Annotated in this window: 15 protein-coding genes; all 15 read right to left on the bottom strand. The window is 52.8% G+C overall.

The genetic code is table 11. The features are described from left to right. Positions 1 to 65: 65 nt before the first annotated feature. Positions 66 to 1,796, bottom strand: a complete 1,731-nt coding sequence (locus D7Z26_RS03970; protein ID WP_120974762.1) for an extracellular solute-binding protein — start codon at positions 1,794 to 1,796, stop codon at positions 66 to 68. Then, the gene (locus D7Z26_RS03975) at positions 1,793 to 3,196 is read right to left on the bottom strand and encodes a response regulator transcription factor (RefSeq protein WP_120974763.1); all 1,404 of its coding nucleotides are present in this window, start codon (positions 3,194 to 3,196) and stop codon (positions 1,793 to 1,795) included. Before D7Z26_RS03975 ends, D7Z26_RS03970 begins: the two co-directional genes overlap by 4 nt. Then, positions 3,189 to 4,946 carry a sensor histidine kinase gene (locus D7Z26_RS03980; RefSeq protein WP_120974764.1) on the bottom strand — a complete coding sequence of 586 codons (1,758 nt, stop codon included), beginning with the start codon at positions 4,944 to 4,946 and terminating at the stop codon, positions 3,189 to 3,191. Before D7Z26_RS03980 ends, D7Z26_RS03975 begins: the two co-directional genes overlap by 8 nt. Positions 4,947 to 5,090: 144 nt before the next feature. Further along, positions 5,091 to 6,938 (bottom strand): type 2 periplasmic-binding domain-containing protein, encoded by a 1,848-nt coding sequence (locus D7Z26_RS03985; protein ID WP_120974765.1) that lies wholly within the window; start codon positions 6,936 to 6,938, stop codon positions 5,091 to 5,093. Positions 6,939 to 7,019: 81 nt separating this feature from the next. Next, positions 7,020 to 7,913, bottom strand: coding sequence for a carbohydrate ABC transporter permease (locus tag D7Z26_RS03990; protein WP_120974766.1), 894 nt, complete (start codon positions 7,911 to 7,913; stop codon positions 7,020 to 7,022). A 19-nt stretch (positions 7,914 to 7,932) separates the two neighbouring features. Next, complete coding sequence (locus tag D7Z26_RS03995) at positions 7,933 to 8,898, bottom strand: ABC transporter permease (protein ID WP_120974767.1); 966 nt, start codon at positions 8,896 to 8,898, stop codon at positions 7,933 to 7,935. A gap of 248 nt (positions 8,899 to 9,146) precedes the next feature. After that, entirely contained in the window at positions 9,147 to 9,401 is a 255-nt protein-coding gene (locus D7Z26_RS04000) for a hypothetical protein (RefSeq protein ID WP_120974768.1), read from the bottom strand. A gap of 158 nt (positions 9,402 to 9,559) precedes the next feature. Then, positions 9,560 to 10,366, bottom strand: a complete 807-nt coding sequence (spo0A, locus tag D7Z26_RS04005; protein ID WP_120974769.1) for a sporulation transcription factor Spo0A — start codon at positions 10,364 to 10,366, stop codon at positions 9,560 to 9,562. Between the two features lie 240 nt (positions 10,367 to 10,606). Further along, positions 10,607 to 11,935, bottom strand: coding sequence for a SpoIVB peptidase (gene spoIVB / locus D7Z26_RS04010; protein ID WP_120974770.1), 1,329 nt, complete (start codon positions 11,933 to 11,935; stop codon positions 10,607 to 10,609). Between the two features lie 127 nt (positions 11,936 to 12,062). Next, positions 12,063 to 13,748, bottom strand: a complete 1,686-nt coding sequence (recN, locus tag D7Z26_RS04015; protein ID WP_120974771.1) for a DNA repair protein RecN — start codon at positions 13,746 to 13,748, stop codon at positions 12,063 to 12,065. Positions 13,749 to 13,784: 36 nt separating this feature from the next. Continuing rightward, a complete protein-coding gene (gene ahrC / locus D7Z26_RS04020) occupies positions 13,785 to 14,234 on the bottom strand; it encodes a transcriptional regulator AhrC/ArgR (RefSeq protein ID WP_120974772.1) in 450 nt (149 codons plus the stop codon). Beyond that, complete coding sequence (locus tag D7Z26_RS04025; RefSeq protein WP_120974773.1) at positions 14,231 to 14,698, bottom strand: hypothetical protein; 468 nt, start codon at positions 14,696 to 14,698, stop codon at positions 14,231 to 14,233. Before D7Z26_RS04025 ends, ahrC begins: the two co-directional genes overlap by 4 nt. Positions 14,699 to 14,908: 210 nt before the next feature. Then, complete coding sequence (locus tag D7Z26_RS04030; RefSeq protein ID WP_120974774.1) at positions 14,909 to 15,778, bottom strand: TlyA family RNA methyltransferase; 870 nt, start codon at positions 15,776 to 15,778, stop codon at positions 14,909 to 14,911. Then, complete coding sequence (gene dxs / locus D7Z26_RS04035) at positions 15,778 to 17,673, bottom strand: 1-deoxy-D-xylulose-5-phosphate synthase (RefSeq protein WP_120974775.1); 1,896 nt, start codon at positions 17,671 to 17,673, stop codon at positions 15,778 to 15,780. The genes D7Z26_RS04030 and dxs overlap by 1 nt, the downstream gene beginning before the upstream one ends. Before the next feature lie 210 nt (positions 17,674 to 17,883). Further along, positions 17,884 to 18,798 carry a polyprenyl synthetase family protein gene (locus D7Z26_RS04040; protein WP_233566603.1) on the bottom strand — a complete coding sequence of 305 codons (915 nt, stop codon included), beginning with the start codon at positions 18,796 to 18,798 and terminating at the stop codon, positions 17,884 to 17,886. Between the last annotated feature and the right edge of the window lie 57 nt (positions 18,799 to 18,855).

Below are 18,855 nucleotides of genomic sequence, written 5' to 3' on the forward strand. Positions count from 1 at the left end.
CCTTTCAACGCGTCGATCTCAAAAAGAGCTTGCAACCTCCTTCGAAGAGGCAGCAAGCTCTTTTTTTATTTCCCGTTCACGATTCTCGCAACTTCTCCCGTAATGATGTCCCCGCCCGACCTTTTCCACTCCGCGACGAAATCGTCGAACGCGCTTATCGGCTGGTCGCCTACAATGATCTTCAAGAACGTATCGTTTTCCTGCTTCTGCAGCGCCGCCCATTTCGTCTCCATCGTTTTCGTCGTCCCGTAGAAAATGCCTCTGACTTGAACCATGTCCGTCGTATAAAGAACGCCGCCGCCATACTCGTAAGCTTTGGCCGCCTTCCATCCGTCCATGTTTTTCTTTGGGTTATCCATTTCGGCTACGGACTGCTCGTAGATGAGCTTCGTATCCGGATCGAGGGAAGAATAATCGATCTCGCTCCGCAACGCCTTCTGAATATTCACGTATCGTTGCGTAATGGCGTCCGCGTAATCGAGCAACAAATCGAACGGATAATAACTTCGTAACTGAACTCCCGTTTGCGCGGAAAACGAATCCAGCTTCTTTACTTCTCCGGAATTCGGGTCCTGCCTTCTTTCGAGCCGCGTAAAGGCGTTCAACATTTTGACGACCGCTTCGGGGTGCTCGAATCCTTTGCGTACGACCAGAAAGCGATCCGTCGTCGGCGACATATGGGTTACGAACTTGCCGTCCCCGTCCACGGGCGCGGCGTACGCACGCCATTCCGCTTTCGTATCGTTAGCGACGGCTTCGGCCAAAGGCCAGTAGGGCGCCCACCACGGCCCGAAAAACATGCCGGCTTTATGGGAGACGATCGGCTCTTGCGCTTCTCTGTATAAAACGAACTCGTTATCGATAATCCCCCGCTTATACCAATCCGCCAACATCGTCAGCGCTTCCTTATTTTCGGGAGTTATGGAACCGTACACGACTTTCCCGTCGCTATCCTTGATCCAATTTTTGGGGAACGCGTGGTACGCGCTGAATAACGTATCGAAGCCGTTTAGTCCGGCTTTGTCCTGCCCATGGACGACCTTCTTGTCCCCCGGTAAACCGATCGTGTCCCGCTTGCCGTCTCCGTCCGGATCTCCGTACGCGAATGCCTGGGCGATTCTAGCCAAGTCGTCGAACGTTCTGGGCGGCGCCAGATGCAACTTCTCCAGCCAGTCCTGACGAATCCACAGCAAAGACGGAGCATCCGCATCGATTGCCACGTTAGGAAGCCCGTACAACTTGCCGCCGGAGGAAGCATCCTGCAACGCGATGCCCTTCGTCGAATCGTACATGGCTTTGATTAAGCTCGAACCGTATTCGCGATAAACGTCCGTCAAATCCGCGATCATGTCGTTCTCGATCAGCTTCCGCAATTGATTGCGATCGACGACCATCGCATCGGGAAGGTCGCCGCTGTCGATCGCCAGGTTGACTTTCTGGAGGAAAGAATCGTCCCGTTTCGCCTCCCAGGTATGAACGACTTTAATATTCGTGATTTTCTCGAAATAGCGGGATACCGGGTTGTTATCGTTTGTTTCTCCGCTTGCGTTCTTCTCGTCCGGAATTTTAAAACCGATATTTACGGTAATCGGTTCGTCGTACTTGCCGTATGCCGGATCCTCCTCGATCGACGGAATGGAGGGGAATACGCCATCTCCCGACGTTTCGCCTTGCCCTTCCTGCTGCGCCGAATTTCCATTCGAACAGGAAATCAGTAACGGTATAAGCATGGCGAGCATCAGGAGCAAGCGGGACAAAAGTACAACGTAAGCCCTCTGATCGGCTCTCGCTCTCATACCCCCGCCTCCTTGCCGCAATCCGCCCTGTATTCGGTCGGAAGCTTGCCTACCCGCTCCCGGAATAGCTTACTGAAGTACTTATCGTCCTCGAAGCCCGCCATGGAGGCGATCTCGTAAATTGGCGCGGAGGATTCCAGCAATAACGTCTTGGCTTTGGCGAGCCTCAAGTCCCGGAGCACGACGCCGAACGATTGCCCCGCTAACCGGGCGAAACATTGGCTGAAATAGCTTCGGCTCATATTGACGTAGGACGCTACATCTGCTTGATTGATCTTGTCGCCGGCATTCCGCTTCATATACGAAATGGCCCGAATGAGGCAGAGCATCACTTCTTTTGACATCGACAAATCCAGCATTCGCAGTTGTATGACTTCGGAGTACCTTTTAAACCACTGCCTCCAATCGGACCAGTTCCGGTTGCGCCTGAACCCCGAAAGTAAATTCTCGGCATCCCTGTGCGTTAATAACGTCCCCTGCCAATCCCTGCACAGCATTTCCGCGAGCCGGATTAGCTCCGCGGGTTCCGGCCGTTCCTCGTCCACGGCGCGCACAAAATTATCCCATTCGCCCGCGTAAAGCGTCCATCTCAGACCCATTCCCAAGTTATTGGCTTCGCCGGTTGGTTTCCGGAATATCCGGGAAAGTTCTCCATAAGCGACCCGTGCCGGCACTTCCATGTCGTCCTCTTGGTAAAAGAGATAGAGAGGAAGCTTGCCGCCGATCGTTACGCGCACGTCTTCCAACGCCGCGTCATCCAACCCCGTCACGATCGCTACCTGCCAGTTTGCAAGCAATTCGCGGGAAAGCTCGCGATTCAAATCTTCTTGAGTCGGAGGATGTACGAGTTGCGCCAACCAGATTCGATTGATCTCCTCCAATGGATTACGACGGACGATTCCAAGCTGGAACAACGGCGTACTTTCCATTTCCTCGGACAAAGGAAGAAACAGGAGTGCCGAGGAGGCCAGAACTCGCTTCTGATTAACGTCGGATAGGAAAGTGGCGCGATTGCCTTCTTCCCATTCATAACGTTCGACGATCCGGTTAACGACCTCGTCCGCGTTATCCATCTCTAATAACGTTTTCACGATATAATCGATTGCGCCCAATCTCAGTGCCTCTTGCACGAAATCGAATTCGTGATGGCAAGTCAGCACTACCGATTTAACCCGGGGAAAACGATGCCTTACCTCTTTAATGAGTTCGAACCCGGATAAACCCGGCATCGTAATGTCCGTGAACAGCAAATCGGCATCGACGTTCTCCAGCAACTCCAGCGCCGAACGCCCGTCCGCGGCTTCCCCGACCATGACGATGCCTAATCGCTCCCAGTCGATCAATGAGATAAACCCTTTGCGCACCAGCTTCTCGTCATCGACGACGACCGCCCTAATCATCGAACTCCCCCTTCGCTTTCCTAGGAATGACGATCAAGATTTTCGTCCCTACGCCGGGCTCGCTCTGGATATCGAACTGGACCAGATCTCCGTAATAATGCTTGAGCATGCGATTCACGTAGGAAAGACCGATTCCTAATCCTCTTCGTTTGGACCCTTCATCCTCGTTCAAGAGCTTTCCTATAGCTTCCGGTTCCATTCCGATTCCATTATCCTCTACGCTGAGCATCACGCGATCGGCCCCCAACGAACGTACGGACACGTCCACCTTGCCGTTTCTTTCGCTGCCTCCGTGATAGATCGCATTTTCCACGATCGGCTGTAACAGGAATCTCGGAACCGCGACGGACAACGCGTCTTCGTCGGCATCCACGTGGAACTCGAATTCGTAATCATAGCGGATTCTTTGGAGCTCCATATAGTGTTGAATCGCTTCGAGCTCTTCCCCGACCGTAACGATCAAGCTTTGCTTGCCTAAGTTGTAATGCAGCACCTTGACGAGCAGCGTCACTAATTTATCGATTTCCTTCTGACCGTTCAAGCGAGCGAGCCATTGGACCGTATTCAATGTATTGTGAAGAAAATGCGGGTTAATCTGGCTAAGCAGCTTCTCGATCTCGAACTGGCTTTTCTGCTTCTCGTTGTTCGCCACGGCGTCGATCAATTCGTTTACTTGCGTTTTCATCTCTTGAAAGTTGTTCAATACGAGGTCGAACTCCGCTACGCTCGTGAACGACACCGGAGTCGTCCGGTTTTCCGCCATGCGAACGATTTCCACGTTGACCTTGCGAAGCGGCTTATACACCTGCCTCCAGATCAAGTAGGCGAGCAAGGCGGCGAAGAGAAACGTGGACAGCGCCACGACGATCATTTTCGCGATCCAGGAATAGATCTCGCTGTTAAAGGTCGATTTCTTCACCGCGGCGATCAATTGCCACCCTTGCGGACTCAGATAACGGAACAGATGATATCCCTTATATTCTTTATGGACGTCGGACGGATCGCTCCATTTCAAATTCTGAATACCGTCCGGAACGTCCTTATCTTCCATGTAAGTCATCTTGCCTTGCTCGTTGAATAGCAGATGGTTAACTTTCATGCCGTACGATTGCTGGCTTAATATTTTGCGAAACAGGCTGTAATTCGTCTCCAAATAGATGTACACTTTACGGTCGCCCGTCGCTCGCACGACTCTTAAACCCGAGAATACGAGATTGGAGCCGTCCCGATATAACGTTTTGTGAGGACCGAAATACTCGGCTCCGTTATATACCATGAAGCTCGGAAGCTTACCGCTATCGAAAGTCGGGTCCATGCTCAGGTTCGAGAATAAAATTTGATCGTCGGCTCCCGGCAATACGTAAGCCGTTAAGCCCAAATACGGATTCGTAAAATTGACGAGGTTCATTTTTTCGTTTATCGACGCCATGATTTGCGATTTGCGGAAAATTTGTTTTTCCTGAAGAAAAGCCGAAACTTCGTCGACGATCTGGCCGTCCAGCGCGAATTGCTTGGAAGCGAAATCGAGGTTATTGATCGTATTCTCGAGGCTCGCGGACTCTTGTTGCAAGCTGGCGCTGATTCCGCTTTGAATTTTGCCCATAAGAATCGAATAGATCGAGGAATACGTAAGCGCGCATACCAAGACGAGCGGCAGCAAGCAGCCGATCATCAAATAGATCACGAGCGTTCTTCTTAATGAACGTACGGCGATCCGATTTCGCCAGACAACGCGTCCAAGTCCAAGCATCCTGAATGGTTTCTCCCTCTCGTAAGCGCCTCTATTCCCGGATTATACCATATTTCCGACTCTATCAGGCTAGCGACGACAAGCTGGCAGAAAGCGGAATTCCCCTCTGCCAGACGCGTCGACGCCGATATTACTTACCTGCTTTTATTTCACGCTTTTGCGCGCTTCGAACAATTCCTCAGCCTTCTTGATGGAGAATGCCATAACCTCGTCATAACCGAGACCTTTGACCTTATCCAACATTTCTTGCTTCAGCTTGTTATATTGTTCCTCGTTTTTCGCGTATACCAGCTTCCATGAATATTGCTGGATGACCGTACCGATCAATTTGTTTTTTTGCTCCAGCGTTTTGTCCATGACTAGCGGTTCCTTGCCAGTGAATCCTTGAGGAGCGACCGCGATTTTGTTGTTTTTGACGAAATAGTCTTTGGCGGTCAGCGCGTCGTATTTCTCCCTCCAACTGCTCTCGATCGCGTTCGGATTGCGTTTGATCGACGACTCCCAAAGGTTATGGTCGTATGGCTCTCCCGTTTGAGGATTAACCTCCGCCGGCACGACGAACGAGAAGTTCATCTGATTCGCGCCATAGTAATAGTCTCCGCCGCCGAATTCCTCCGGCAGCTTGGTGTTCTGCTGGTCGGCATAGGCTTTCAGACCGAAATCCGTAACGAAAGGTTTACCTCCGGCATCCAGATCCCAAGTCAGACCTTTGGGACCGTTTGGCACGGCCGTTCCGCTGCCCGCGGACAGCATCGCGCCCTCCGGCGTATACATCCAGTTAATGAATTCCATGATGCGTTTCGGATCTTTTGCTTTCGCGCCGATCGAGATGATGCCGTTGCCTCCGTATACGTTGAAGCCCGTCGAATACATGACTTCTTCCTTGAACGGAACCGTCGCGAAGCCTTTGCCGGCGGCGATGTTCTCGGGAGTGTTATAGTTCGCCGCGCCTAGCCAAGGGAACCAAGAGAATAACAGACGGCCGTCCTTGTACTTGGCGACTACGTCGTCGAATTTCTGGGTCAAGGAATCCGGATCGAGCAATCCCATTTGGTTCGCGTCGAAATAGAGCTTCAAGGACTTCATGTACCAGCTCTCTTCGGACAGAAAGTCGTAGTACTTCTCTTCGTCCGCTTTCGTATATAGCGCCGTATCTACGATTTCGTCGTAGCCGTACATGTTCGCGAATTGCTTCGCCAGCGTCATCTTATAATTGCCGTCCCAATCGGACCATAGGGAAAACGCGTACGTTTTTTTGCCTTGGGAGTTTTTCGGTTCGAGCTCTTGCATTTTCTTAAGTACGGGAAGGTAATCCGTCGGGCTGTTAATATCCGGAGAACCGACCTTTTGGTACAAGTCCCAACGCAAGTCAGGCCCCCACGTCATATCTTTCCCTTCGGACGGTCCGCTCGGATTGCTCGCAACGTTGTTCCCTATTCCATATACGGAAGATCCTCCGCCGAACGCGATTTTCGCTTTTTCGATCGCTTTCGGATAAGTCGCCATGATGTCCTTGCCGTAATCGTCCAGCAAGCCGTCCTTGGTTAGATCGAGCAACAAGCCGCCTTTGATCGCGTTCGGGTAATTGTTTTTGTCGTCGCCCCAGATGACGATATCGCCGAGGTTCCCGGAAGCCATCATCGCCGCGATTTTCGTATCGCCGCCCGTTAAGTTGGAGGAGACGATGTCCAACTCGATGTTGAACTTGTCTTTGATCGCTTTGGCGAACCAGCCGATCTGCGGTCCCGCGTAATTCGCGGTCGTCGAGAACACGGACAGCTTAAGTGTCTGCGAGTGGTCCAGACCGGTACTTGACGGACTTTCCGACGCAGAATCCGACGGATTGTCGGACGCGGACGGCGAGCTGTCGGAAGCCGTCGACTCGGTTGACGGAGCGGACTCCTTCGCGCCGTTATTCCCTTTGCTGCAAGCAGCCATGACGACAACGATCATGATCGCGAGCATGAGAATGAGCGTTCTTTTTAATCTCATTTTTGGTAGTGCCTCCCTTTAAATGGTTCGATATTAGTTCAACCCCCGGTAATAGGGTTTAAACCCGACAATAAGAGCCTGCTAACCTTTGACGGCGCCGATCAGAATGCCTTTGACGAAAAAACGCTGAAAAAACGGGTAGATGATAAGAATCGGAAGCACGACGATCATCGTTACGGTCATTCTCACCGATCCCGGCGTCTGCATATGCTGCACGCTGGCCGCCATGTCCTGAGAATTCCGGATAAGCGCGGCTAGCGAAGACGACTCGTTCAAATATCGCCAAAGCAGGAATTGCAACGTGTAATATTTCGTGTCCGTCATCAGAAAGGCGGTGTCGATGAAGGAATTCCACTGGTTTACCGCGGAGAAAATCGTAATCGTCGCCAGGATCGGCGTGATAAGCGGAACGATAATGCTCCGAAAAATTTTCGTATAGCCCGCCCCGTCGATTTCCGCCGATTCTTCCAAAGAAGGGGGAATCCCTTCGATGAAAGTTTTGACTAAGATGATATTAAAAGGGGTGATGATCGTCGGGAGGACGTAAGCCAAATAATTATTCGTAAGTCCGAGATTGTTCATCGTGATGTACCAGGGAATGAGCCCCGCGCTAAAATACATCGTCACGATGAGCATTCGATACCATAATCTGCGCAACCACATCTCTTTCTTGGTGAACAGATAGCCGAGAAACGCCGATGCGCCTACCGTAAGCAGCGTACCCACGACCGTCCGATATAAGGAAACGTAAGCGGCGTGAGCTAATCCGCTGATTTTGAGCACGTTTACATAGTTATCGAAGTGGATTTCCCTCGGGTAGAACGTGATGTAACCGGCAGCGCTCAAATCGTTGGAACTGATCGTATTAATAAACAGGTAGTAAAACGGGTAGATGCACGATAAGGTGAAAATACCGAATAACGCGTAATTAATCGCGTGGAACGCCACATCTTTGGGCGACTTTTTCTTTCGCATGATGATCTCCCCCCCTTCACTAAATAATGGACTCGCCGCGAATTAGCTTGGACATGGAGTTCGCCGTGAATAGCAGGAAAATGCTAATGAGCGACTTCAGCATGCTGACGGCGGTAGCAAACGGGAAATTGTTGGCGAACGCGATGTTGTACACGTACAGGTCGAGCACCTCGATCGAATCCTTATTCATCGCATTCTGGAAAGCGAAGTATTGGTCCACGCCGTTGTTAATGAAATTGCCGATCGATAGAATGAGCAGAACGAAAAAAGTCGGAATGATGCCCGGAACGGTAATGTGCCATATTTTGCGAAAGCGGCTAGCACCGTCCACATCCGCGGCTTCATACAACTCCTGATCGATTCCGGTAATCGCGGCCAAGTACAGAATGGCTCCCCAACCGAGCGATTTCCACCAATACCAGGCGATCATCGTAAGCCAAACGTTCGAATTCGTCGCCAGAAAATTGATTCCCTCGTCGATAAAACCGAGTTTGATAAGAATCGTATTGACGACGCCGTTATCGACCGAGAACAAAGTGAACGCAAGCGCATAGACGAGAATCCAACTGATGAAATTGGGTATCGTCGTTAACGTCTGCACGAACTTGCGATACCAGGGCGTCCGGATTTCCGAGAGGAGGATGGCAAAGATGACCGGAAACACCGAAGTGACGATGCCCAGCGCGCTCATGGCCACCGTGTTCTTCATGACGCGAAGCACTTCTTCCATCTGGGTGTGGTTTTGGGCGATCGACTTAAACCACTTTAACCCGACGTACGGCGTATCGGATAGCGGGATACCCGGCGTGAAATCGTAAAAGGCATAGATCCACCCGCTAATCGGCAAATAGAAAAAAATAAAAGTCGTAACAAGGAACGGGAATGCCATCAAAAACAATTTGTATTTGTTCGGAAGCTTACGGAACGATCCCCTCCCGTAACCTTTCGGTTTGCTCGCATGAACCAGAATGGAAGGCTCGGTCATCGTAGTCGTCTCCTATCGGTCGATTTGTTCATGTTTTCATTGTATAGCTCATCTCCTTAAAGCTGGGAGCGATAAGCACCTGCTCCCCGCCGACAACGGTTGGCATTTAGAGAACCGTTTTCTACCTCTATCGAACCGTTTTCTCTTCTTGCGAACAATCGCGCGTGGAAACGCAAAAAAGCTTGCCGTCTAACCGTTTCCGGTTTGCGGCAAGCTTTTTAACGACGCTATATTTTCCAACGTCTATTTCACATCGTATACAGCCGATCCTCGCTCATCGTTACGAGCTTCGAACGGATGCTCTCCAGTCCTTCCGCCGCTTCCATCCACCAACTCTCGGAAGTCGGGAACCGGTGTTTGATCGTTTCGACGCCGCCATAGGCGAGATCAAGCTGCTTTAATTCCTCCGATCCGTTCGGCTGCATACTCTTGGCCCGTAGGAGCATGTCCCCCACTTCCCGGTAAAGGTACTCGATAAACAATCCGCTATTTGGCATTTCCATATCGTATCCTCCTATAACTCTCTTTCTCTATTGATTTATATACACTAGACGCGAAGTTTAGAAACGATCGGGAGAAAAAAAACCATTCGTTCTCGGACGAAGGCCCGTGATCGAATGGTTTCTCTGGATGATTGCTATTTTCCTTACGCCGAACCTCCTCAGCTCACCTTATGCTCAATCCGAAGCTTGTCCGCAACCATCGCAATGAACTCGCTATTGGTCGGCTTGGACTTCGCGATATTGATCGTGTAGCCGAACAGGTGGCTGATGCTGTCGATGTTGCCGCGCGTCCATGCGACTTCGATTGCGTGGCGGATAGCGCGTTCGACGCGGGAAGGCGTCGTTTTGAATTTCTCGGCGATGGCCGGATACAAGGTTTTGGTAATGGCGCCGAGAATCTCGATGTTGTTGTACACCATCGTGATCGCTTCGCGCAAGTATTGGTAGCCTTTAATATGTGCAGGCACGCCAATCTCATGGATAATGCTCGTAATATTCGCATCGAGATTTTTCGGTTTGCCGATTTGAACGATATTCGAACGATTGGAGGAGCTTGGCGAAGACGTAATGGACGAAGTCGACGAATTACCCGCCAGTTGACGAATCCGGTTAGCCAACACATCCATATCGAACGGTTTCAGTATGTAGTAAGAAGCCCCGAGTTGTACCGCGCGCTGCGTGATGTTCTCCTGTCCGAACGCCGTCAACATAATGATTTTGGGCATTGGCGATAAGTTCATATCCCGCAACTTCTCCAGAACGCCAAGTCCGTCTAAATGCGGCATAATAATATCGAGGATCATGACATCCGGCACTCTGCGTGTTTCCTCAAGTTGACGGATGACCTCTTCTCCGTTGTACGCCACTCCGATGACCGTCATATCATCCTGCTCTTGGATGTACTCTGATAGTAAATTCGTAAATTCTCGGTTGTCGTCTGCAAGGAACACTTCAATCCGTGGCAATGTCTGGTCCTCCCTTTCTCTGTGCGAGATTAAATGGAATGAAAAACGCTTATCGTTTCTCTGTTAATCCGATTTCGACATCCTCATTCTGGATTCCTTCTAGGTTAAAAAATTTTTCTTTATTTATTTTGTAAAATCGAATATAATAAATAATTTACGTCAATTCACGTCAAATCATGATTTATTTCGTACATTTTCGACAAACGTTCGTGTTTTGCTCCTAATGCAAAATCTAAGGCGTTAAACCGCCTTAGACGTTGCTTGCTCCGGATTCAACATGATTCCCGCATCCTGTAACATCCATTCGATAAAGCAACCGTATCCCGAGGTTGGATCGTTCACGAAAACATGAGTTACGGCGCCGACTAGCTTGCCGTTCTGGATAATCGGACTGCCGCTCATTCCTTGCACGATTCCTCCGGTACGCTCGATCAACTTCGGATCGATAATCTTGATGACCATTCCTTTCGTCGCGGGGGACGATTGTTTGGATACGTGAACGATCTCGATATCGAACCGCTCGACCTTCTGTTTCTCGACGACGGTCAAGATTTGCGCCGGACCTTCTTTTACCTCTTCGGCGAAAGCGACCGGCATCGGATCGGGATTGTAAGCATGCTCCGGAAGCTGATTCATTTGTCCGAAAATCCCGAACGCGGTATTACGTTCCACGTTGCCTAATTTGCGACCGCCTTTGAGGAATGACGCCCTTTTCTCGCCCGGCTCGCCGCTCTGGCTCTTGGAAATGGAATTCACGTTGGACTGCACGATCTCTCCGCTGCCGACGACGATCGGAGACTGCGTGTCCATATCGGTTATCACGTGCCCTAGAGCCCCGTATACGCCTTGATCCGGAGCGTAGAACGTCAGAGTGCCGACGCCCGCCGCAGAGTCGCGGATATACAGTCCTAGCCGCCAGGCCTTGTCCTCTTCATCGTAAGCAGGCTTCAATGAAGTCTTAAACCTCTCCTTACCTCGTTGAACCAATAATTGCAAAGCGTCTCCTGCACGGCCGGCCGCTTCGGCAATCGGGGCGATTTTCGAAATATCGTTGCAGGGTTGGCCGTTAATTTCGACGATGAGATCTCCGAGACGAAGCTTTGCTTCTTCGCCGGGGGAAATTTTCGCTTTTTCCTTCGTTTGTACGAGATGATGACCAACGATCATAATTCCCGCGGCTTTGACTTTAACACCGATCGTCTGGCCTCCCGGTACGACCTTCAGATCCGGAATGACTTGAAGCCGCACGGTTTTGAATGGAATTTTGCCGAATAATTTCAGCTTCAGATCGGTTACGCCGCTGCGCTTCGGTTGAATGGATAAGGGCCGGCTTAGGTCGACGCGAACCGATGCGTGATTGCTGCCGTTGATTTCGGCCACTTCGGGATTTAAGCTTCCCTGGGCATGGACGGGCATCGCGTAATGAAGGGAAACCTCTTGCCCTTGAAACATTCGCAGGTGACTGGGAAAGCTCGCGAAATGCTGAAACGGCGACGAATAAACGGCAAAACACAGCATAAGAACGACAACGAGACCGATGCGGCGTTTCCTTGAATGCTTCTGGTACAAGTTCTCACGCTCCCCTACAGTCTGGATCGGCTCTGTTTATGTCGCCGATAACGTAACTATAAGGTAACCGCGAGACCCTTCTTTTATGTTCCCAAAATGCTTCCTACCCGATTGATTTTTCGCGCCGTTACGCGTTTTTTCGCCGCTCCGCCAAACTAAGCATTTCTTGAGCGTGATGGCGAGTTTTTTCCGTCACTTCCACTCCGCCCAACATTCTCGCCAGCTCCTCGACGCGTTCGGAAGCCGAAAGCTCCGTCACGGAAGTATGCGTACGATCCTGCTCGGTCACTTGCTTGCGTATTTCGTACTGGCGGTCCGCCATGCAAGCGACTTGCGGAAGATGGGTAATCGCGAATACTTGGCAATGGCGCGACAGCAGCGACAGCTTCTCGGCGATCGCCTGGGCAGCCCTGCCGCTGACTCCGGTATCGACTTCGTCGAAAACGAGCACGGGAATCTCGTCGATCTGCGCGAAAATCGCCTTCAAGGCAAGCATGACCCTGGACATCTCGCCTCCGGAAGCGATTTTGGCAAGCGGCTTCGGCGGCTCTCCGGGATTCGTGGACAAGATGAATTCCGCCGTGTCCGCACCGGTCGCCGACAATGCTGACGAACCCAGCTTTACTTCGAATACGGAACGCTCCATTTGCAGATGTGCTAGCTCTTGTTCGATCTGACGGGCAAGCGTGCGGGCGGAAGCTCTGCGAATGGACGTCAGTTTCTCCGCCTTCGCGGCGAGTTCTCCCTGCAACTTTTCTTCCTTGTCCGACAAGCTCTTCAGCAACTCGTCCCGGTTATCGAGTTGATCGGTTTCCGCTTGGATGCGCGCCTTATATTCCAGCACGTGCTCGATCGTCTCTCCGTACTTGCGCTTTATTCCGTGCAACAAGTCCAATCTTTGTTCGATCTGCGCAAGCCGTTGCGGGTTGAACTCGATGCCTTCTTTATAATCGCGCAGCTGATACGCGCTGTCTTCAACGCCGTAGTAAGCAGATTGCAATTGATCGACGAGCGGCTGCAAAATGGACGGATCCACTTTGACGATATCCTGCAGGCGAGTGAGCGCGCGGGAAAGCGCGGTTAAACCCTTCGAGCCGTACAGAAGGTCGTAAGCCTCCGATACCGCGTCCGTCAGCTTCTCCGCATGGGCTAGTTTGCGTCGTTCGTCGGCTAGGGATTCGTCTTCTCCCGGCTTAAGCTTCGCCGCCGCGATCTCTTCCAGCTGAAACCGGTACAGATCGAGCATCTGCATGCCTTGACGCGATTTTTCTTCCAGATCCCTGCGCTCGCGGCTCACGCTCTGATATTCCGCGAACAACCGGCGATACTCGGCCTTATCTGATTGGATAGCTTCTCCCGCGAACAGATCGAGCCATTCCAAATGCTTGTCCGTCCGAAGCAAAGATTGATGCTCATGCTGGCCGTGGATATTGACCAGATGCTCTCCGACTTCGCGAAGCATCGTTAACGTGACGCTTTGGCCGTTAATTCTCGCCGTCGACTTGCCTTGCGCTTGCAATTCCCGGCGAATGAGCAACGTTTCATCCGGGTCGGCTTCGATGCCGATCCGATGCAACGTTCCCCATACGGGATGCTGTCGCGGTAGATCGAATACGGCTTCGATATCCGCCCGGTCGCAGCCGTGCCTTACCATCTCGGCCGAGCCTCGGCCTCCCGCGGTTAGCGTTAGAGCGTCGATAACGATCGACTTGCCCGCTCCGGTCTCGCCCGTAAGCACATGAAATCCTTCGTGGAAATGTACGGAAACATTCTCAATGACTGCTAAGTTGTGGATGGATAATTCCCGAAGCATGAAAAGCCTCCTTCATCTCGTCTCAACTTGAAGCTCTTATTGCATCATATCGTAGATGCGACCAAGCAAATCTTCGCCTTGGCTCTTGGATTTCGTAATCAGAAGCGTCGTATCGTCGCCGCCGATCGTCCCGATAATCTCGGGCCAGTCCATGCCGTCGATCAAAGCCGCGATCGTGCCTGCCGTAGCGGGCAGGCATTTTAGAACGACGAGATTTTCCGCCGCGTCAGCGCTTACGAAATGATCGAGCAGCGCCCGTTTCAGCTTGTGGGCGGGGTTATATCTTTGATCCTGCGGCATCGAATATTTATATCGTCCGTCTTCGAGCGGGACTTTGATCAACTGCATTTCCTTGATGTCGCGCGACACCGTTGCTTGCGTGATCTGCATGCCTTCCAAGCTAAGCGCTTCCACGAGATCTTCTTGCGTCTCGATTTCGCGCGAGCCGATCAGTTCACGTATTTTGCGTTGTCGTTGTCCTTTCATTCCTCGCCAGCCTCCACCTTGAATCGTACGATTTTAATTTGCGCTTCTTGGGTATGAGCGATAACGATTCCCTCGCAATCCGGGAACAATAAAGCGTAAGGGAGCAATTTCTCCCTCAACCCGCTCGCCGTCCAATCCAGCGGTTGCCTTGCGCGTTCCAGCTTGACCAGGAAATATTTATGTTCCCTGCAAGCCAGATAATCGAAATAGAGCCGAGTCGGCATAACCGGACCGTCGTCCACGACAACTCCGAGAGGAACTCGGTGTTTGCCTGATAGCACTTCGAATCCATGCTCCTCCAAGAGCGTTACGTTCTCGTCTTGCTCTACGCCGCCCGCCTGAGCCAGCTTGCGCAGCCTGGAGCCCGGAGGCTCGTGCAGCCATTTGTCGAAGCGCCTGATTACCCACCAGACCATCAGGCCTGCCGCCGTTAGCATAATAAGCCAATCTCCGAATCGATCCATGCGCTTGACCTCCACCCCGTTTCCGCAACGGAGGAAAAATAAGTCTGTATGCACATGATGCGGTGACGCTCTCTTCTTTTTCTAGACGAGGACCTTAATCTCCTCTAAAATCTGAATTATTCGCAAGTAAAAACCCGAAGCATGCCTACGGTCCGGTCCGCGGTATTCTCCGGCCGTTCTTCGGCAGCTCCGGGTCCTCCGGACAACTATTTATGTATTTTTCGTATCCGTTCCGCGACGGAATGTCGCTCCCGCCTCGTCAACGGTTTGTTTGATTCGTTTAGCCAGCGCTTCTTCGTCCATCTCCGGCAACGCAGTCCCAGCCTCGGCGATCAATCGCCAATGCGCCAGAAATTCGATGTTACCTTCGCCGCCGGTTATCGGGGAATAGGTCAAGCCTTGCAGCTCGAAACCGAGGCCGTTCGCCGTAACCAACACGTCTCGCAGCACCTTGGCGTGCACCGCGGGATCTCGGATAACGCCGGATTTGCCGACTTGCTCCCTGCCCGCTTCGAACTGGGGTTTGATGAGCGCGATCGTCTGGCCCCCCGCTTCAAGAATGTCGGCGAGAGCAGGCAAAATCAACCTAAGCGAGATAAACGAAACATCGATCGACGCGAATCCAGGGCGAGGACCGGCTAACTGCTCCAACGTCATATGCCTGAAATTCGTCCGTTCCAGCACGACTACGCGTTCGTCTTGGCGAAGCGACCAGTCCAGCTGATTGTAGCCAACGTCTACGGCGTACACGCGGGAAGCGCCGTTCTGGAGCGCGCAATCCGTGAAGCCGCCCGTCGAGGCGCCGATATCGAGCATAACGGCATCGGTCAAATCCAAGCTGAAGTGCTTGATCGCCTTCTCCAGCTTAAGTCCCCCCCTGCTAACGTAGGGATGGATAGCGCCTTTGACGGTGATCGTCGCATCGCGGGGCACCTTCGTGCCCGCCTTATCGATGCGTTCGGTGCCGACCAGCACGAGACCGGCCATGATCGCGGCTTTCGCTTTTTCTCGGCTTTCGTAATAGCCAAGCTCGAGCAGCAGTACGTCAAGCCGCTCTTTCGTTATCGTCGTCTTCTCCATTAAGTCGCCTTCTGCCTTTTGCGTACCGGGAGCGAAGCCAGTTGCTTGGCGATCGCGTCGGCGGTCAGGCCGCTATCCGCACGTTGTTCCTTGATCGTCGCGTGTTCCACGAATAGATCGGGAACTCCGGCAATATGAATCGACGCGGGTTGCGTGCCCTGCAACGTATAAAATTCCAGAATCGCGCTGCCCAATCCGCCTTGCACGGAGCCTTCTTCGACGACGAGCAACGGAATCCGTTCTTTCGCCAATGCCAAGAGCATCTTCTCGTCCAGCGGCTTGACGAAACGGGCATTAACGACGCGAACGTTGATCCCCTCGCGCTTCAACAGTTCGGCGGCTTCTTCGGCCACTTGAACCATCGGCCCGATGGCAAGCACCGCCGCATAATCCCCTTCGCGCACCGTTTCCCACGTACCGATCTCGATGCTCGACATCCGTTCGTCGAGCGCAACGCCGGTACCCGCTATCCGCGGATAACGTACGGCAATCGGCCCGGCGTCGTAGTCGACTGCCGTCTTCATCATGTTCTTGAGCTCGTTCTCGTCCTTCGGCATCATAAGCACCATGTTCGGGATATGCCGCAAGAAAGCGATATCGTATACCCCTTGGTGCGTCTCCCCGTCCGCTCCGACGAAGCCCGCGCGATCGATCGCGAAAATAACGTTCAAGTTCTGCCGGCAAATGTCGTGCACGACTTGATCGTAAGCCCGCTGAAGGAAAGTGGAGTAAACCGCGAAGACGGGCTTCATTCCTTCCATCGCGAGCGCCGCGGACATCGTGGCCGCATGCTGCTCAGCTATACCGACGTCGAACATACGGTCCGGGAACCGCTCCGCGAACTTCAACAGACCGGAGCCGCCCGGCATCGCCGGCGTTACCGCGACGATCCGCTTATCCTGCTCGGCGAGCTCGATCAGCGTGCTTCCGAACACCTCGGTATACATCGGAGGACCTACGGGTTTGACGACTTGGCCGGATTCGATCTTGTAGGAACCCGTTATCCCGTGCCATTTGTGGGAATCCGCTTCCGCGGGGGAATAGCCTTTGCCTTTAACCGTCAAGACGTGAACGAGTACCGGCCCGTCGACGCTATCGGCTTGTTTGAACGCCTCGATCAGCTTGTTGACGTCATGGCCGTCCACCGGACCGAAATATTTCAGACCGAACTCCTCGAATAACACGCCTTCCGGCGCGACGAGATATTTCAAGCTGTCTTTCACCCGATCGGCCGTACGGGCAAGCTTGCCGCCGATCGCGGGCACTTTGCGAAGCAACCAATCCAACTCGTCTTTGGCTTTACGATAAATTTTCTCCGAACGTACTTTGCCCAAATAATTGTGGATGGCGCCTACATTAGGAGCGATCGACATTTCGTTGTCGTTAAGCACGACCATCAGCTTCCGCTTCTCGTGGCCGATATGATTCAACGCTTCCAAGGCCATGCCGCCCGTAAGCGCGCCGTCGCCGATTATCGCGACTACGCGGTTGGATTCGCCCTTCAGGTCGCGCGCGAGCGCCATCCCCATCGCGGCGGAGAGGGACGTGCTGCTGTGACCCGCTTCCCAGACGTCGTGCTCGCTCTCGTTGCGCTTCACGAATCCGCATAAGCCGTCCTTCTGGCGCAACGTGTCGAACCGGTTCTGGCGGCCGGTCAATATTTTGTGTACGTAAGCTTGGTGTCCTACGTCGAAGATGAATTTGTCCTGCGGACTGTTATATAAATAATGCAACGCCAACGTGAGCTCGACGACGCCAAGATTCGGCGCGAGATGCCCCCCCGTTGCGGATAATTTCTCGATAAGAAAATGCCTGATCTCTTCTGCTAATCGCGGAAGCTCGGGTAGCGTTAATTTTTTTAAGTCTGTCGGACTGTCGATGTTCTCGAGCAGCAAGTGGTGTTCCCCGCTTTCCCCCTAAAGATATACCGCCATTATACCATATCCGCAATGAATGCCCAAATTTCTACACCTTCGGCGCTCTCCCGCGAAAGGTCTCCGGAACATGACAAACCCCAACCGCGACGGAAGTTATGTCCTCCCGTTACGATCGGGGCAATAAGGCGTTTGCATGGCGGCGATTGCTTCGCTTCGACGCCAACGCGTCTAGTGATCTCTATTCAGCAAGTATCCGGCGATACCGATCAAGCGATCCGGGTTCGCGAGTCCGGCCTGCAAGAGCACTTCGCCGGCTTCGTTCGTTAATTCCGTCACGCGTTTCCGGCTCTCCTCGAGACCGAGCAAGAACGGGTACGTCACCTTCTCTTGCCGTTCGTCGCTCTTCACGGGCTTGCCGAGCTTCGCCTCGGTACCTGTTAAATCCAATATATCGTCTTGAATCTGGAATGCAAGGCCGACGTTGCGACCGAACAAACCGAAGGCTTCCAGTTGCTTTTCGTCCGCATCCGATGCATAACCACCGGCGCGCAACGAAAACCGGATCAAGTCGCTCGTCTTGTGCAGGTGAATGTACTCCAACTGTTCAAGAGACGTAACTCCCTGCTCTCCCAGCATATCGGCGACTTGACCGCCGACCATGCCGGGCAATCCGGCGAACCTCGCGAGCTCTTCCGTGACAGCCAGCACTTTATCGGCCGGCACGCCTAATTTCGAAGCCTGAGCCGCGACGTAGAACGCATGGGTGAGCAAGCCGTCGCCGGCTAGAATGGCCATCGCGTCGCCGAATACTTTGTGGTTCGTTAACCGTCCGCGACGGAAATCGTCGTTATCCATCGCCGGAAGATCATCGTGGATGAGCGAATACGTATGGATCATCTCCACCGCGCAAGCGAACGGCATCGCCCGGTCGGACGCGCCTCCTTCGTCTCCCGTTACCGCTTCGGCCGCGGCCAGCACCAGAATCGGGCGAAGCCGCTTGCCCCCCGCGAGCAGCGAGTAATCCATCGCCTCCCGCAGCGTGGCGGGAACCGTCCATCCGGAAGGAAACACCGACCGCAGCGCGCTCTCCACGCATTCCCGGCGCGATTGTAAATAAGTATGTATATTCTCGGCAGTCGTCACGTCATTACCCCTCAATCTACTAAACGTTGCGCGCCGACATAAGACGGCGACTGCCGC

It is taken from the genome of Cohnella endophytica (assembly GCF_003628305.1).
GTDB classification, from domain to species: domain Bacteria; phylum Bacillota; class Bacilli; order Paenibacillales; family Paenibacillaceae; genus Cohnella; species Cohnella endophytica.

Coding starts and splice junctions, on each gene's coding strand:
- D7Z26_RS03970 (WP_120974762.1), bottom strand. CDS start 1,796: ATGAGAGCGAGAGCCGATCAGAGGGCTTACGTTGTACTTTTGTCCCGC.
- D7Z26_RS03975 (WP_120974763.1), bottom strand. CDS start 3,196: ATGATTAGGGCGGTCGTCGTCGATGACGAGAAGCTGGTGCGCAAAGGG.
- D7Z26_RS03980 (WP_120974764.1), bottom strand. CDS start 4,946: ATGCTTGGACTTGGACGCGTTGTCTGGCGAAATCGGATCGCCGTACGT.
- D7Z26_RS03985 (WP_120974765.1), bottom strand. CDS start 6,938: ATGAGATTAAAAAGAACGCTCATTCTCATGCTCGCGATCATGATCGTT.
- D7Z26_RS03990 (WP_120974766.1), bottom strand. CDS start 7,913: ATGCGAAAGAAAAAGTCGCCCAAAGATGTGGCGTTCCACGCGATTAAT.
- D7Z26_RS03995 (WP_120974767.1), bottom strand. CDS start 8,898: ATGACCGAGCCTTCCATTCTGGTTCATGCGAGCAAACCGAAAGGTTAC.
- D7Z26_RS04000 (WP_120974768.1), bottom strand. CDS start 9,401: ATGGAAATGCCAAATAGCGGATTGTTTATCGAGTACCTTTACCGGGAA.
- recN (WP_120974771.1), bottom strand. CDS start 13,748: ATGCTTCGGGAATTATCCATCCACAACTTAGCAGTCATTGAGAATGTT.
- ahrC (WP_120974772.1), bottom strand. CDS start 14,234: ATGAAAGGACAACGACAACGCAAAATACGTGAACTGATCGGCTCGCGC.
- D7Z26_RS04025 (WP_120974773.1), bottom strand. CDS start 14,698: ATGGATCGATTCGGAGATTGGCTTATTATGCTAACGGCGGCAGGCCTG.
- D7Z26_RS04030 (WP_120974774.1), bottom strand. CDS start 15,778: ATGGAGAAGACGACGATAACGAAAGAGCGGCTTGACGTACTGCTGCTC.